12 protein-coding genes are annotated in these 17,164 nt (G+C 44.0%); 7 read left to right on the plus strand and 5 right to left on the minus strand.

Features of this window, described 5'->3' with window-relative positions; genetic code table 11:
• Positions 1-4: 4 nt before the first annotated feature.
• Complete coding sequence (locus M2408_RS10005) at positions 5-1,645, plus strand: DUF4832 domain-containing protein (RefSeq protein ID WP_259181384.1); 1,641 nt, start codon at positions 5-7, stop codon at positions 1,643-1,645.
• A 155-nt stretch (positions 1,646-1,800) separates the two neighbouring features.
• Here M2408_RS10005 and M2408_RS10010 read toward each other — a convergent pair whose 3' ends face one another.
• Both M2408_RS10010 and M2408_RS10015 read right to left on the minus strand, forming a co-directional pair.
• The gene (locus M2408_RS10010) at positions 1,801-2,340 is read right to left on the minus strand and encodes an SMI1/KNR4 family protein (protein WP_259181386.1); all 540 of its coding nucleotides are present in this window, start codon (positions 2,338-2,340) and stop codon (positions 1,801-1,803) included.
• A 70-nt stretch (positions 2,341-2,410) separates the two neighbouring features.
• Positions 2,411-2,893, minus strand: a complete 483-nt coding sequence (locus M2408_RS10015; protein ID WP_259181387.1) for a DUF4199 domain-containing protein — start codon at positions 2,891-2,893, stop codon at positions 2,411-2,413.
• A 332-nt stretch (positions 2,894-3,225) separates the two neighbouring features.
• Here M2408_RS10015 and M2408_RS10020 point away from each other — a divergent pair, with 332 nt between their 5' ends.
• Positions 3,226-3,819: a YdeI family protein gene (locus M2408_RS10020; protein ID WP_259181389.1), complete on the plus strand. Its 594-nt coding sequence runs from the start codon at positions 3,226-3,228 to the stop codon at positions 3,817-3,819.
• A 173-nt stretch (positions 3,820-3,992) separates the two neighbouring features.
• On the opposite strand, the gene M2408_RS10025 is transcribed toward M2408_RS10020, so the two are convergent.
• The 3 genes from M2408_RS10025 to M2408_RS10035 form a co-directional block, all read right to left on the minus strand.
• A complete protein-coding gene (locus M2408_RS10025; protein WP_120257263.1) occupies positions 3,993-4,631 on the minus strand; it encodes an isochorismatase family protein in 639 nt (212 codons plus the stop codon).
• Between the two features lie 285 nt (positions 4,632-4,916).
• Positions 4,917-6,551, minus strand: a complete 1,635-nt coding sequence (locus M2408_RS10030; protein WP_259181394.1) for a UxaA family hydrolase — start codon at positions 6,549-6,551, stop codon at positions 4,917-4,919.
• A complete protein-coding gene (locus tag M2408_RS10035; protein ID WP_259181395.1) occupies positions 6,548-8,020 on the minus strand; it encodes a tagaturonate reductase in 1,473 nt (490 codons plus the stop codon). Before M2408_RS10035 ends, M2408_RS10030 begins: the two co-directional genes overlap by 4 nt.
• Positions 8,021-8,309: 289 nt before the next feature.
• Here M2408_RS10035 and M2408_RS10040 point away from each other — a divergent pair, with 289 nt between their 5' ends.
• Genes M2408_RS10040 through M2408_RS10060 form a run of 5 tightly spaced genes read left to right on the plus strand, consistent with a single transcriptional unit; the run spans position 8,310 to position 17,155 of the window.
• Positions 8,310-11,393, plus strand: coding sequence for a SusC/RagA family TonB-linked outer membrane protein (locus M2408_RS10040; RefSeq protein ID WP_259181396.1), 3,084 nt, complete (start codon positions 8,310-8,312; stop codon positions 11,391-11,393).
• A gap of 11 nt (positions 11,394-11,404) precedes the next feature.
• A complete protein-coding gene (locus M2408_RS10045) occupies positions 11,405-12,952 on the plus strand; it encodes a SusD/RagB family nutrient-binding outer membrane lipoprotein (RefSeq protein WP_259181399.1) in 1,548 nt (515 codons plus the stop codon).
• Between the two features lie 13 nt (positions 12,953-12,965).
• On the plus strand, positions 12,966-14,978 hold the full coding sequence (locus M2408_RS10050) for a S9 family peptidase (protein ID WP_259181400.1): 2,013 nt from the start codon (positions 12,966-12,968) through the stop codon (positions 14,976-14,978).
• A 5-nt stretch (positions 14,979-14,983) separates the two neighbouring features.
• The gene (locus M2408_RS10055) at positions 14,984-16,417 is read left to right on the plus strand and encodes a Gfo/Idh/MocA family protein (protein WP_259181401.1); all 1,434 of its coding nucleotides are present in this window, start codon (positions 14,984-14,986) and stop codon (positions 16,415-16,417) included.
• A 6-nt stretch (positions 16,418-16,423) separates the two neighbouring features.
• Positions 16,424-17,155 carry a glucosamine-6-phosphate deaminase gene (locus tag M2408_RS10060; protein ID WP_259181403.1) on the plus strand — a complete coding sequence of 244 codons (732 nt, stop codon included), beginning with the start codon at positions 16,424-16,426 and terminating at the stop codon, positions 17,153-17,155.
• The last annotated feature ends 9 nt before the right edge of the window (positions 17,156-17,164 follow it).

Raw genomic sequence — 17,164 nt, forward strand, 5'->3', positions numbered from 1 at the left:
AATTATGAGAATAATAATGCGAAACTTGCAGAGGCTTGCCTTTGCCTGGCTGCTTGTATCTCTTGCCTCCTGTGGCAAGAACATTGTTAAGGAAGTAGAACCTTTACTAGAAGCAAAAAAACTCAAGGTGTCAGCTGCTGGTCCCGCACATACTTATTTAGGTCTACACGCTGGGGAACAGTTCAGTGATCCATTACGAAATCCTGAACGAGGCTACCGAAGTGAATTTTTTGTCTATGCGAATAATCGACAAGGGGTGTTCAACGGACAGAATTATACCAGCGGATTGGGAAATGCAATCACAGCCTATCCACTGGGACAGACTCCTACAGGTTCTTCAAGTGATAGTCTAACATTAACACAGTTTTATATTTACCTGACACAAGAGGCACAGACAGATTTAAGTACGATCTCGTTAGCCAACATACAATATTATTTTGATGAATTAAAGAATGCACATATCAAAACACTGCTTCGGTTTTCCTATGATGGATCACCGCTGATAACAACAAAGATTCCCTACACCGTACAGCATATACAACGGCATTTACAGCAGCTAACACCAACTTTTACAGTGAATAAGGGACAGGTCCCTGTTATACAGGCTGGATTTGTCGGTGATTGGGGAGAGTGGGGTGCTTCCTATTATAACCACACGAATTATGCTGATGCTACTTCTGTTATATTTAAGTCTATTTTGAATGCAATGAGCAATGAACGCCAAGTGATGGCGAGATACCCTAGACTTAAAAATAATGCGCTTTCGGGGAGTGTCACCTGGTTGCCTTTTACGACAGCTGATTATAATCGGATCGCATTTAATAATGATTTTTTTACGACGGGACTACAGGCTCCTGGCTCTGATTTTACAATAGGTTCAGCTGATTATACTCAGATTAAGAATGAGAATGCTAAGGGGTTATGGATGGATGGTGAAATTCCCTATTTTTCCAATGGCTCAGGTCCTTATGATTTTAATAAAGAGATGAATTCAATGACGGTATTGCGGATATTGAGTGAACATAGATATACTTCATTTAGTATGCGGGATCAGCTCAATGGCGGAAGTAAAAACAACCTGCAGATTTGGCGAAATAAACAAGTATCGCTGGCTGATATTGTTAACTCTGGTTATTCCAGTATACCAAGGGATACGGCGTATTTTACGAATGCTAATGGACAGCTTGTAACACGTTCTTACTACGATTTCATCCGTGATCATTTAGGTTATCGGTTTCAGATAAGGGAAGCTCGCTTCCAGGGAAATGTGACGCGCGGGAGTAATTTTGATATTCAGATCCTATTGACCAATCTAGGGTTTTCAAATCTGATTAATTCGCGCAACCTGTATTTAGCTTTAATCGATAGTAACAACGAAGTAACAACGTTTTCCCTTCAAGAGGATGCACGAAACTGGAATGTATCTACAAATACAGCTTCATACTTGATTACGAAACAGGTTGTACTGCCAATCAGTCTTCCCGTGGGACAGTATAAGCTAGGGGTGTGGTTACCCGATGCTGAGACTGCATTAAAGTATGATGCTGAATATGCCATTCGTTTTGCAAATCGTGGAATACAACATTGGCGGGATCCTCAGTCTAAATATCTGATTAATATCTTGGGAACAATCAATTTGCAATAAAAGAGATTGAATTTTAATTGGAAAGAATGATCCTGCTCGAATGTTAATTTAAGCAGGATCAGTTGCTTTTTTTATTTGGTGATCTGTTGTTTTCAATATGTTTATTGACTTCTTGTGGTCCATATCGAAAAGTGATACTGACCTATAGGTTTTTGTTATTCAACTTTGGTCAGACATTTAAAAGTCCTGGGTAGGGGATCACTGGAAAAAGGTAGAAACGCTTTGTGATGACTGGTTAAGTTGTCGACGAGTTCATACAATGACCGGCCAACTTTTCGAAATCCCACCCCTCCAAAGTCTGTTAGATAGATGTCGAATTCATGAGCTGATGCGGAGTCACAATCCCAAAAAAGATAATAGCCATTGTCGCTGCAAGCAAAGGGGAACAGTCGTTTTAATAATTCGGGAGATCCGTCAGGCGCGATGTCAAACCAGATATCCCCAAGCCCAACATCGGCAATGTAAGTGTTTTTTATTGCAGCTGTTCGCACAAATAAAGAATCACCATACTCGCCCATTGGTAGATAAATATGGAATTCTGCCAACGCTAATCCATATCCGTATGTTAATACAAATTCTTTATAAGATGTGGGAAAGCTTCTTCCATTTGGAAATGTAAAATCGTCCAATGCTGCTAGATCTCCAAATTCTGTCGGAATTCCAGTTAAAGCTAAACCAAAACCTTTATTGACCATAGTCCAATCGTTCGAAACTAAAAATATTAAAACAGATAATTCGTCAGCATATTGTTACCCATCGTATGGATCACTTTTTTGTACGAATAAAAATCATCGCGATCGCCGTTGTGACTGCACCGAAAATGAAAGCAAAAATAGTAGAATTAATGGCATAATTCTTATAGTTGAAATTTGCTTCCGCTTCGGCTGTTGTTTTATAATAGCCTATTTCGACCGATCGCTTGATGACATTGGGGAAATACTCGGGCGTGATGATATAAGAAATAATCCATTGTGTCAGCGGACTTAATAAAGCGATAATAGCAGAAAGCATTAAGCCCGAAATTAATCCTTGGATATAGCTTATATTACCATGGTAGAAATTTGTCTTCTTATCTTTCAGGGCCAGAACCATAAATAGGATTGCTGGGATAGCAAAAAGATTGGTCAGATAAAGGTGATAGTCAATATACTTGCCATGGAGCCCACACACTTTTTCTAATAGCATCCACACTAAAGTCATCAGTGTGAAAAAAATAGCCCATTTGATCTCAATTTTAATATTTTTCATAATGCTCAGTTTTAGACGGTATCTTGTTATTTCTCTGGAAAACCATCAATAATCGGTTTATTAAATATAATATTAATTTGGATAGAAAAAATAAGGTTTTACCTGCTTTTTTGCGGTACCTAAATTGACTACACTCCCCATCTAAAGCGATTCATCTCCGAAGTAATCCTGTAGAATTATTCCGTACTGACAAACTGTTGTCTTTTGTTTTACTAATTTTATATACCAGTAATAGGGGGGCGGGTTGATAATGCAGTAAAATGCTGAACCCTGTAGAAATATTTCTGTGGGGATAATCCCGCCGAGATCCGGAAATAATAAATAAACTACAAATGAATAAGATACAACAGGTTAAGGAAGTGCAGTCCATCAGTATTCATACACAGGCGGAATGGCGGCAGTGGCTAGTGGATAACCATCTTGTGGAGAAATCCGTGTGGATTATCTGTCATACAAAGAATTCGGGTCAGCCGGCTGTAGCCTGGAGTGAATTGGTGGATGAAGCATTGTGTTTCGGCTGGATTGATAGTACAAGAAAAACAATTCAGAAAGGCTCTTTTAAGCAGTTATTCAGCAGACGTAAGTCCAAGGGAACTTGGTCTAGGGTCAACAAGGAAAAAATAGTGAAGCTTATTGCGAATGGACAGATGACTCCAGCTGGACTGGAAGTAATCAGATTGGCCCAGGAAAACGGCTCGTGGTCCGCTCTCGATAGTGTAGAGGAACTGTTTATTCCGGAAGATCTGGACAGTGCATTGAAGAGCTATCCCGAGGCTGAAGCATTCTTTGCCGGTTTGAGTAAATCAGCAAAAAAAATGTTGCTGCAATGGATTGCGTTAGCGAAGCGCCCTGAAACCCGAAACAAACGGATCGTGGAGATTGCAGAACAGGCGGCCTGCCAAATGAAACCAAAGCAATTTCGATAATCGCAAAGAATAGAATAAATAAATATATTATTATTTGTAATTATTCTAAATAAGGCTTATCTTCGAGACGACATAAGCACTTAAATTTGTTGTTTCATAGGAAGACTAGTCGTGAGATTAGTCTTTTTTTATTTAGACTGTCGTAATTTTTACGACAGTCTAATGTGTGGTTATTATTTATTCTCAAGTGCAACTTCCTGCGCTTTGTAGTAACTTTCAATCAAGGCCTGGTAATTTGGCATGACCATGGAAAGTGCTTTGGCATATTTCGCCGCATCCTTGTGTTGCCAGCTTTTTAATACTTCACTGATAACAGCGGTAGTTGTGATTGGGATAACTCCTGCCAGCTGTAGTCTTGCAAGAGTTACCTGAGTCGATAGCGGGCTCATATCACCAGAGGCATCAATGACCGCAAATACCTCATAACCTTCGGCGATCGCTGAAATAGCAGGGAAGGCAACACAGACACTGGTCAGTACTCCCGCAATCACTAATTTTTTCTTCCCGGTATTCTTCACTGCTTGAACAAAAGCCGGAGTATCCCAGGCATTAACCTCTCCAGTACGACCAACATATACAGCCTGTGGCGCATTTTCGTGGATTTCGGGCATTAATGGTCCATTGGGGCCTTTGGGTTCTGATGCGGTAGTGATGACCGGAATATTTTCTATTGCGGCAATTTGGGCTAGTGCCACGACATTGTTTCGTAATGTAGGTACTTCGATATCTTTGACTGTTTGGAATAGACCACTCTGGTGGTCGATTAGTAAAAATGCAACATCATCTGCATTGATTCTTGTTGTAAGTGCCATAATTTTAAAATTTTAATTTGTATAATAAATCTTTGGTTAAAGGTAGGCAGCGTATTTGTAGTGGAAAATAAAGCAGATTAAGCCTAAGACTTAAGGTACATTAAGTCTTAGGAAATGAACTGTTTCGAAAGAGGCCGTTCATTAGGAATACATTCTAGTTCGGAACTGATGGAACAACCCTTCATGGGCACCTTAGTATGCAAATGGGAGAATTTAGTTGCGGTTAGCGAATCATAAGTCTTCTCAAGTGGATATTAAAATAGTTCTGTTTGATGGAAAGAAGACTTAAAGGCTCACGCCACGTTTCCAAGGAATAAAATCGTCCTGTCGAAGTTGTACTGCTTTAGGAATGATTTTTCCGCTGGCTGCCAAAATACAATATTCAAGGATTTCTATTCCCATTTGCTCAATTGTCTTCTGGCCTTCGATAATGGCTCCTGTATTGATATCGATGATATCAGACATGTGGGTGGCTAGTCGATTGTTGGTGGCTATTTTGATCGTCGGGCAGATTGGATTGCCTGTCGGTGTGCCTAGACCTGTAGTAAATAGCATGAGGGTTGCTCCAGCGGCGGCTTTTCCTGTCGTTGCTTCCACATCATTGCCAGGGGTGCAGACAAGACTGAGTCCAGCTTTGTTTGCCGGTTCGGTATAATCCAGAACAGCTACTACAGGTGAAGTACCTCCTTTTTTTGCAGCTCCATTGCTCTTTATGGCATCAGTAATAAGGCCATCCTTAATATTCCCAGGTGAAGGATTCATATGAAAGCCGGACCCAGCCTGTTCAGCTGCAAAGCTGTAGTCACTCATCAGCTTTATAAATTTATGAGCGGTTTGTGCATCTTGCATGCGGTCGATGAGCTGCTGCTCGGCCCCGCAGAGTTCAGGAAATTCGGCCAGGAGAACCTTGCCTCCCAGAGCAACCAGAAGATCCGAGCAGTAACCTACTGCGGGATTGGCAGAGATGCCGCTGAAGCCATCGCTACCACCACATTTGACGCCAAGGGTAAGTTTGCTGATTGGTTGTGGTGTTCGTCGCAGTTTATTGGCATCGACCATGCCAATAAATGTTTCTTTAATGGCATGCTGCATAAGCGCTCTTTCACTTCCTATTTGCTGCTGCGAAAATACAAGCAACGGTTTGTTAAATTGGGGGTTGCGATGGAATAGTGCAGCGCGAAAGTCTTCGACTTGTAGATTCTCGCAGCCTAAGCTCAATACAGTAACACCAGCAACATTGGGATGATCTGCATAGGCGGCTAATAAATGGGCAAGTACAGTTGCGTCTTGCCGGGTTCCCCCGCAACCACCTTGATGCTGTAAAAATTTAATGCCGTCAACGTGCGCAAAAACACGTGCTTCATGTTGCGTGCTTTCGGGTGATAGATCCACTTGCTCTAGGTTTTCAATAGAATCATAAGCGCGCAATAGAGCCCGGGTATAATTTTTATATATATTGGAACTGCCGTAACCCAGTTCTTCCTCCATGGCCTGCCGGAGGACATCAATATTTCTATTTTCACAAAAAACGGTTGGAATACATAGCCAGTAGTTCGCAGTGCCTACACGACCGTCTGCACGGCGGTAACCCATAAAATGTCGATCTTTGAATGAGCTGACATCTGGTGGTGTCCATTGTTGTGAAAATCCTCGGTATTGAAAGGAATCCGCAGCATGTTGGGTATTGGCAGTGTCCATCAGACTGCCTTGTGTCACATCTTGCGTTAAACGGCCAACGACGACACCATACATCAGGACCTCTTGCCCAGCTTTCAGGTCCTCTATAAAAAATTTATGTTTGGCCGGAATATCATTATGGAGGTAATACGTGTTGGATCCGTTTCTTACGGTAGTCTGTGCGTATAAATCCCTCAGTGCGACAATTACATTGTCTTTGGGATGTATTTTAAGTGTATTCATACTGTTTGCTGTTCGAAAAGATAATCAACTATGGTGCTGCGTAGTCCCAACTGTTTAATACGTTGTAAAATTTCACTGACCATGCAGGCAAGTCCAGCGTAGTTTAGGAGAGACTCACCCCAGATCTGCTGGTCTGCTAGTAAGGATGGAACAGGATCAGGCTGTTGCAGATGTAATTGCACTGCACTGCGGTAATCGTCATGAAAGTCGTTTTCTTCAGTGGTCTGCTGCATCAGCAAAATATAGGCTGCAAAGCCGATGGCGACCCCTGTGGGGGGAGCTTGATGCTGGCCATACCAATAAGGCAGTATAGGAAGCACACGGGTCTTGATCTTACTGCTGAATTGTATGGCAATGGAAGTCCATTGATGGGACAGAAATGGATTTTTGAAACGGTCAATGACGGTATGGGCAAACTGGTCAGCTTCTGTAGTTAGGATTCCTATTTGCAGGAGGCTAGGGCCAATTTCCTTGAAAAGGATCTGACGGATATAACAGTCCAGGACTGCATCTGTAAAGAATGTTTTGACATCTGCAATACCGGAAAGTATAGCCAGACCACAGCAGAGTGTATGAGTCGCATTTAACAGGCGGAGCTTAATCTCTTTGTACTTAGCGATATTTGGAACTATTTTGATCGATGGATCCAGGGCTGCAAAAGACAGCTTGTTGTGTACAACACTGCTATCCGATTCGATGGCCCATAGCCGGTAGGGTTCTGCCATTATCGCAAGTGAATCCACGTAAGGCAGTGTCTCTGGGGCTACCTTATTGAGGACAATCCGGTCTACTAGCGAATTACAGAAGTAGTTTGCTTGATCAACCCAATCGATAAAGGTGTCTTCAAGTTGTTGCTGATGACATAAATTGAGGATAATATCTTTAAGTACAACAGCATTGTCTGTAATGAGTTCGGTAGGTATAATGACCAACCCTTTGGTCGGATCCGCATCGAAATGCCGATAACGAGCATATAGGTAAGCAAGTATTTTAGCGGCAAGGCTTATTGGAGGACTGTCATGGATTTTACCTTCGGAGCCGACAATACCAGCTTCGGTGGTATTGGAAATCAGGATCTCCATTTCGGGAGATCTGGCGGTCTTTAAGATTTCATGCCATTGTTGCTGTGCAGACAATACGCGGGAAATAGCAGCATTGACCTGTCTAGAGACGATATGCTGTCCATCTTCGTACCCCTGTACAAGTAAAGTATAGAGCGAATTTTGCTGTTCAAAAGCTGTTGTACTGCCTTGATCGGTCGACTTGACGACTAAAATGCGGCCTTGAAAGATGCCAGCGAGATTGGCTCGGTGGATATAGTCGTCAGGTAGGCCACGCAAAAGGGCTCCAGTGCCAAATTGGATCACCCGTTCAGGTAGTGTCAATAGAGACAGCTCGGGGATATCGACCCATGTGGGATCTATAGCGTTCAGCTGCTTCCAAGATAATGTGGCTTTATTATTTTCCATTGTTCGTTTTTAGCGCGGCAATTGGGTTTTGATCTGATTTACAATTCTACTGTTTATTATGAAAAACAACAATGAAAATCAATGATAACGTTATCGGTCCGATTTGCTTTGATCAAACTGTCAGAAAAGTTTTGTTGGTCGTTTGAACGCTTTATATAGACGGCGGATTTTCGGTAACGCTACCGCTACTTTATTCGGGCAATCTGTTGGATTTCTTTCTCCAAAGGTCTTTCTTTGGGTATAACGCAATGGAAATAAACTAAAATCCAACAATTTAAATCGATAAATTATGATAGCTCGTATCGACAGTAAACATTTGTTTTTTGTGGGGCTAATTGGCTGTTATTTCTTCCTTTTTACTAAGGGAGCTCATGCACAGCCAAGCACCCGGATAGGAAAGGTGATCAGCACGACGGATCAGAAACCGCTACTGGGAGTGACGGTGCTAAACCTCAGCACGCAGCTGGCGGAGCACACAGACCAAGAAGGTAATTTTAGTATCAGGGCTGCGGTGGGGGATAGACTCAAGTTCTCTTTGATCGGGTATAAATCGGCGGAGTTGCCTGTGACGGCAGCAGGCTTATTGACCGTTGGCCTTGCACAGGAGAATTTTACCATCGATGAGGTTGTGGTAACAGCACTTGGTATCAAAAGGGAAACAAGAGGACTTACCTATGCAACGCAGCAGCTTAGTGGCAGTGCCGTTAATGACGCTAGGGACAATAGCGGGAATATCATGAGCAGTCTCACGGGTAAAGTGGCCGGTGCTGTTATTACCACTGCCGCCTCCGGTCCCGGTGCTTCAGCGCGGGTGGTTCTCCGCGGTAACAAATCCATTTCAGGAAATAATAATGCCCTGATCGTTGTCGATGGCGTACCATATGACAATTCAAGTGCACAGCAGGCGACTGGTACGACCTATAACTACGGTACCAGTGATGGTGCTGCCAATATCAATCCGGATGATGTGGAATCCATCAACGTACTCAAAGGTCCCTCAGCAGCGGCGTTGTATGGAAGCAGAGCTGCAAACGGGGCAATTCTGATCACGACCAAACAGGGAAAGTCGGGACGATATACGATAGATTACAACGGAAGTGCCTTCTTTGATCAGGTCAACCTACTTACCGAGTTTCAAAATACCTATGGCCGAGGAAATGGTGGTGTCAGCGGGACAAACATCGGGGAGAGTTGGGGACCAAAGGCACAAACCTATAAAAATAATGTTAAGGACTTCTATGAAAATTCGGCAACTTTCAATAACAGTATCAGCACCTATGGTGGTACAGAGAAGCTGCAGGGGTATGTTTCCTATGCCAACAACAAAATCGGCGGGATTATCCAGGGTAACTCACTTAAACGTAACAGCCTTAATCTGCGCGTCAATACGGAGCTTATTCCCAAATTGAAAACGGATGTCAAACTCAATTATGTCAATCAGCAGATTGACAACCGGCCACGTCTGGGGGATATGGGGATTCCTGTTGAAGCCTATATTATTCCACGGGACATGGATAAAAATGAACTGATGGATTATGAGACCATCGATCCCAATACAGGTCAGCCCCTACGTAAATACTGGTCGGGATCGGCCATTTACGATAATCCTTATTGGAGTATCAACCGTACATCTGTCAATGAAGTACGTGATCGCATTACAGCACTGGGTTCGGCGACTTATCAGCTTAAGGACTGGATCAGCATCATGGGCAGATATAGCTTTGATAAATATATTGATAATACGGATGGTTCCTTTTTTGCGAGTACAGTATCTGTTGGCGATGTGCGCAAAGGGGGGAAATATTATGAGACCAATGCCCGGTACCAAGAAAGTAACCTTGACTTTCTGATCAACGGTAAAAATCCGTTGACAGAACATATCGCCATTACCTACAATCTCGGGGCTAGTACACTACGTCGGAAATACAGTAGTTTTCAGAATATGGCCAATGGTCTATCCATTCCAAATGAGTTTAGCCTGAAAATGGCAACGACGCCTGAGTTTTTAGCTATAGCAGGCTACGAGCGCCGCCTCAATTCCGTTTATGCCAGTACACAGCTATCCTTTGACAATACTATTTTTTTGGATATGACTGCCCGTAATGACTGGACCTCAACATTGAAAGCACCGCACAGTTATTTTTATCCTTCTGTTGGTATGTCTGCGATATTCAATGAGTTGTTACAGATGCCTGCTTGGGTCAATTTTGGAAAAATTAGAGCATCTTATACTCAGGTCGGTAATGATGCTGATCCGTATTTGCTCAGACAGCTTTATTCATTTGGACTGGGAGCCGGAAATGGATTTATTTCCCGCTCGCCGATTAAAGCTATTCCAGACCTAAAACCCGAATTGACCAAGTCATTTGAAGCAGGTCTTGATATGAAATTCTTTGGAAACAGACTAGGTTTTGACCTGACTTTGTACAAAAGCAATACGGTAAATCAGCTACTCTTTCTGGGGCTGCCTATGGCTAGCGGTTATAGCCGGCAATACATCAATGCAGGGGATATTGAAAACCGAGGACTTGAACTGCAGCTGATGGCAACGCCTATAAAAAGCGAACATTTTTCTTGGGAGACGACGTTGAATTTTGCCAGTAACACCAACAAGATAATCGCATTGCACGATAAAACAAAACGAGCCAATATTACCGACAATAACAGGTATGCCACAGTTGTGGTAAACGAAGGAGAGAAGTATGGTGACCTCTACGGTTATGCTTGGAAACGTGATCCACAGAGTGGAAAATTTGTGGTAGATGGTAGTGGGCTGCCGGTGGTAGAAGCGAATCAAAAATTAGGTAACTTTAATCCCAAGGCTTTATTGGGTTGGTCCAATTCCTTTTCATACAAGGGTTTTACGCTCAATACATTAGTGGATGCAAGAATTGGAGGAGAAATAGTCTCAGGAACTTCAGCCTACCTCGCAGCCTTTGGTGTAGCAGACTACACCTCAATGTATCGCGAAGGTGGTCTCGTACTGGATGCTGTGGATGCCAATGGTGCCGCCAATACACAAGCCATCACCGCGCAGCAGTTGTGGACACGTGTATCGCAAAATGGCCGGGATGGTTGGGGTGAGTTTTTTACTTATGACATGACTAATGTGCGGCTCCGGGAATTGTCCATTACTTATAGGTTGGACTTAAAGAATACCTCGGTATTCAAGAATGCAGGGCTATCCCTAACAGGACGTAACCTCTTTTTCATCTACCGCGGAAAATCCAAACTGGATATACCGGGAATTGGAAAGACAAAAAACCCGATAGACCCCGAGGCTGCGCTGGGAGCTGGCAATTATCAGGGTGTGGAAGTTGGACTACCACCGTCGGTACGGACATTCGGGCTAAACTTAAAATTAACCTTTTAACAGTTGTAAACATGAGAAGAAACATGCTATATGGTGCTTTGCTAGGATTGAGCCTTATTTCTTGCAGCAAAGATTTTGATCGGATTAACAGCGATCCCAACAACATCACGGTGATCACACAGCGTGAGCTGCCCTTTATGTTTGCAAAAGCACAGTCTTCGGCTGCGATGAATCGTTCTTTTTACCAAACCGTACAGAATCTTGGCGCCGATCTCTATGGACAGTATTTTGCATTGACAACTAATTCTTTCAGTACGGATCGCTACCTGCTGACACCTGACTGGCAGCGGCGATTCTGGACTGTGGTGTATGTTGATACCGCGCCGCAGCTTAAAAGTATTATGGATAATACCGAGTCTGGTACAGGGGAAGCGGCACTCGCGAATATTATGTGGGTATATGCCTTTCACCGCTTGACTGATCATTTTGGTCCGATCCCTTATTTTGCAGCAGCAGAGGCTCGCGATGTCATTCCTTACGATCCGATGGATAAGATCTATGCGGATTTTTTTACTCGTCTTACGACAGCGGTAGACCAGCTGAAAGCCCTGTCTTCGGGTACAACAATCTTTCAGGGATATGATCTAATGTATAACGGAAATGTGGAAAATTGGATCCGCTTTGCGAATTCCATGCGCCTACGGCTCGCTCTTCGGATATCAAAAGTAGATCCCATAAAGGCAAAGTTTGAAGCTGAAGCTGCGGTGGCAGCAGGTGTGATGACCAATAATGGTCAAAATGCCACCATGCTCAAGTCACTCTCGGGCAACGATACCAATGGTCTGTCGCAGGTGGCTGTTTGGAACGAATTTTCGATGAGTTCAACGATAGCCTCATATCTCAAAGGCTATGAAGATCCAAGATTGGGTATTTATTTTCAACCCAGCTTGAGTGGAAAAGTCTTTAACAGTGTGCGTAATGGAGCTATAGCCACCGATCTTGGGCAGCCAAGAAATCAGTCGAGAGCCAATTCCAATGTGGGTACCTACTGGGTGCGGTACAATGGCGAAGTGCTCGAAGGTAATTTTACACAGAATTTTCATATTATGTGCGCCGCCGAATCGTTTATGCTGCGTGCGGAAGGCGCTCTGAATGGTTGGAATATGGATGGTACAGCACAGGTGCTCTACGAACAAGGAATACGTCTGAGTATGGCGCAATGGGGTGTCAATGATGAAACAATCATCCGCAATTACCTTTCCTCAACGAATAGACCGACCGCTCCGGGCGATTACCATAATTCTCCAGCAGTTGCCGTAACTCCAATTAAATGGAGCGGTACGGAGGCTGAACAGCGTGAACAGATTGGTGTACAGAAGTGGCTTGCAATCTATCCCAACGGTATGGAAGCATGGGCTGAATATCGTCGTTCAGGATACCCAAAGATGTATGCGGTGCTACAGTCCGACAATCCCGACCTGCCGGCTGGAACATTTATCAAGAGGTTGCCTTACCCTTTGACGGAAGTGACAGACAACTTTGCCGAATTGACAAAGGGTCGTGCCTTGCTCGGTGGAGCGGATAACGCCGCAACTAAACTTTGGTGGGACGTGGATTAAGGGTTAAATAAGGATGAATTTTAAACTATATACAGTCACGCTTATGATGACATTCGGACAGCAGGTAGCTGCACAGACAGTCCTACCGGAAATACTATCCATCCCAAAGGACATTGATCCGCTCAAGGAATTAATCGAAAGTCAGGCGGATGAACTCTTGTATAAACTGCCGATGGATCGTATTGTAGACCCTGGACAACTCTTAAATCAGATTCATACCAATCTTCAATTGGGTAACAGCGACGATAGCGATCTGGATATGCGGGTTGTTGCTAGCCTGGACTGTGGTGGCTATACGGTATATAATCTGATCTTTCAAAGTCTGCCGGGCGTATACGTCCCAGCCAACCTCTATGTTCCCAAAGGGCAAGGGCCTTTTCCAGCGATATTAAACAGCCACGGTCATTGGGCACCGGGACGTCGTAGTGAAATCGTGCAACGGACATCTCAAATACTAGCAAGCAATGGCTATGTATGCCTTAGTATCGATGCTATGGGGGCGGGGGAACGTGGACGTCGGCACGAACATGAATATCATGGGGCCAATCTGGGGTCATTATTACTGGATATGGGGACACCCCTAATGGGGATACAGCTTCAGGAAAATAAACGTGCTATAGATCTGCTATGCAGCTTGGATTATGTGAATAAAGAGCAAATTGGCGCTACTGGTGCCAGTGGTGGGGGCAATCAGACCATGTGGCTAACAGCAATGGATGCTCGCGTCAAAGCTGCTGTCCCGGTCGTCAGTGTAGGTACCTTCCGCTCTTATATTATGAATAGCAACTGTGTCTGTGAGTTACATCCTAATGGCCTGCAGCATTTTGAAGAGGGGCAGCTCTTGCAGGCGATGGCTCCTAAGGCTGTAAAGATCATTACAGCCCTAAAAGATGGGAACGCCGCATTTAACGTTCATCAGATGCTGAAGTCGTATCGTCTTGGCAAGTTAGCATATCAACAACAGGACTCGGCTGATCGATTAGCGTATGAATTATTTGATGAGTCGCACAGCTATACAATTGAAATGAATAAAGCTATGCTCTCTTGGTTTAATAAAAGCTTTAATTATCGTCAGTCCTTACCAATTGAGCTAAATGCGGTACATATGCTCGATACCAGTCGTTTGTCGGTGTTGCAATATGGGATTAAAAGCGAAAAAATAATGACGATACCAGCCTTTGTGAATAGGGAGTTCAAATTAGCTGAAAATAAGTTAATCGTCACTAATGGGCGGAGCACAGAAACCTATCTGCAGGAGCTCCGCCTGCTGCTCTCCAAGGTCGAATCGGATCGACTGCTTTCGGTAAGAACGTTATTACCTGAGGCAGGATGGCTACGAATTATCCTCGAAACGGCTCAGCGACAGCTGATTCCTCTGCTCGTTAAGGAGCCTGCTGGAGGAGGGAAGATAATGCACGTGTTATTCCCCGATCAGGGCAACCAGGGACTTAATCTTACGGAAATTGAACAGATGGTCGCGAGGGGCGAGGGCATTGCGATCGTAGATCTCTTTGGCCTCGGGGAGCGAGCTTCAGCCAGTGCCGAACATATTGATGGGGCGCTACCTCGTTTTCATACCATCTCACGTTCAATGCTTTGGATGGGGCAAACTATGATGGGAATATGGGCCAACGAGATTACGCTCGTAAGTGACTATCTGCAGCAGCATTACGGTAACCATAAGCTGATTGTTCATGCCGATCGTGAAACTGCTTTGGCCGCCTTGATCAGCAGCGACTTATCGCCACAACAACGGATACTGCAGCTCCGGCGATTGCCCGCCAGTTACCTGCCAGATATGACCGGCAGTCTGGAAAATTTCAACATGGCCGTCCATATTCCTGGAATTTTAAAGTGGGGCGATATACCCTTGTTGTTGGCATTGAGCAGGGAAGATATTAATGTGGATGAGCTGACGCCCTGGAGTGGTAAAAGCTGCCCAGAAAAGGATAAAAAGCAATTATTGAATAAGGTAAATGCGTATAAAAGAAAGTTTAACATTGGAGGAACTCTCCAGATCAATTAGTGACCATGGGAACAAATAGAAGATCATTTTTAAAATTGTCTGGTCTAGCCGGTTTTGGACTAATAACCGGTTGCACCGCACAGGAAAAGGAAACCTCGGGTACTAAACTCGATCATATCCGGCTGGAAGCATCTAAAAAATATAACAGCATTTTTAACATGTCGGGCTATGCCGCACCCAAAATTGAAACTGTACGCGTGGGTTTTATTGGTGTTGGAAACCGGGGCTCGGCGGCGGTAGAACGAATGAGCCAGATTGCTGGTGTCAGCATTCATGGTATCTGTGACATCAGGCCGGAGAAAGCCCATGAAGCCAAAGAGCGGATTAAGACGTCAGGGCATGTTGCCACAATTTATGCTAAAACTGGAGAAGATTGGAAAAGGATGTGTGAATCGGATCAATTTGATCTGATCTATATTGCTACACATTGGAGCATGCATGCTGATATGGCAATCTATGCCATGGAGCAGGGTAAACATGTCGCACTCGAGATCCCTGCGGCAATTACCGTGGAGGACTGCTGGAGATTGGTGAGAACCTCCGAAGCAACAAAAAAACATTGTGTGATGCTCGAAAATTGCTGTTACGACTATTTTGAGCTATTGACGCTCAACTTGACAAGACAGGGGTTTTTCGGTGATATCATCCACTGTGAGGGGGCTTATATCCATGATATCATGGACAGCCTTTTTGATGAGAAAAAGCGATACGATTTTTGGCGGCTCAAAGAAAATGCTGCTCGAAACGGAAATCTATATCCAACCCATGGACTGGGGCCGATTTGCCAGATACTTCGGATCAATCGTGGCAACAAAATGGACTATATGAACTCAATGTCTTCAAAGGACTTTATGCTTAATTCCAAAGCAAAGGAAATGGCACAGGTAGATAAGCAGTTTGAAAGTTATGTCGATAAACCTTTCCGCGGAAATATTAATGTGTCGAACATTATGAACTCAGACGGTAGTACGATGATGTTGCAGCATGACGTAAGTTCACCACGTCCGTATTCGCGTATTCATCTGGTGAGTGGTACAAAGGCGTTTGCTCAAAAATATCCATTGCCTGGAAAGATCGCCATAGGGCATGATGATTTTTTAGGAGCAACCGAGATGGCTGAATTGGAAAAGAAGTATGCTCCTGGTATTATCACCAAGATCGGCGAGCTAGCAAAAGCAATTGGTGGTCATGGGGGGATGGATTTTATGATGGATTGGCGATTGATCGACTGTCTTAGAAATGGGCTTCCGGTCGATATGGATGTCTACGATGCCGCAAGCTGGAGTGTTATCGGCCCATTGAGCGAATGGTCTGTGGCTAATGGCTCCCAGCCGATTGAAATACCAGATTTTACAAATGGCCTCTGGAAAGATAATCTGGTACATGATATCAACTTAACAAAAGGTGGAACAACACAAGTATTGAAATCAACTAAATAAAATCAAGTGAACTTAAAAACTTTTAAAACACGCGAAGAACTGGGTTTGGAGGCTGGAAAGGCCGGAATCGAGGCTATTAAAACTGCAATAGCGGAAAATGGTGAGGTAAATATTATTCTGGCGACAGGACAGAGCCAGTTTGAAACTTTGGCAACGCTGGTAGCGGCGACGGATATTGATTGGGGCAAAGTACGGATGTTTCATCTGGATGAATACATCGGTATTCCGGTAACACATAAAGCAAGCTTCCGTAAGTATTTGACCGAGCGCTTTCTTAATCTTGTAGCCCCTTTAAAAGAGGTCGTGCTCATTAATGGAGAAGGGGATCCCCAAGCTGAATGTGAACGTCTCGACAAAAAAATCGGTGCACATCCCATTGACGTTGCCTTTGTCGGGATAGGCGAAAATGGACACCTAGCTTTCAACGATCCGCCTGCGGATTTTGATGCCAGTGGAGCTTATCTGGTAGTAAACCTTGATACACAGTGCAGGCAGCAACAGCTGGGGGAGGGATGGTTTGCATCGATTGACGAAGTTCCTGCTCAGGCTATCAGTATGACTATTCGACAGATTATGTTATCCCGAAAAATTATATGTGCAGTACCAGATAAACGAAAAGCAGAGGCGGTGCGGAACTGCCTCTCCGGGATGATCTCGAACTGGCACCCTGCGAGCATATTACAGCAACACACGGATAGTACTTGCTATCTCGACAAAGAATCAGCTTCTTTACTATAATCCGCTGCG

Origin of the sequence: Sphingobacterium sp. BIGb0165 (assembly GCF_024810095.1) — a bacterium.
Classification (GTDB): Bacteria; Bacteroidota; Bacteroidia; order Sphingobacteriales; family Sphingobacteriaceae; genus Sphingobacterium; species Sphingobacterium detergens.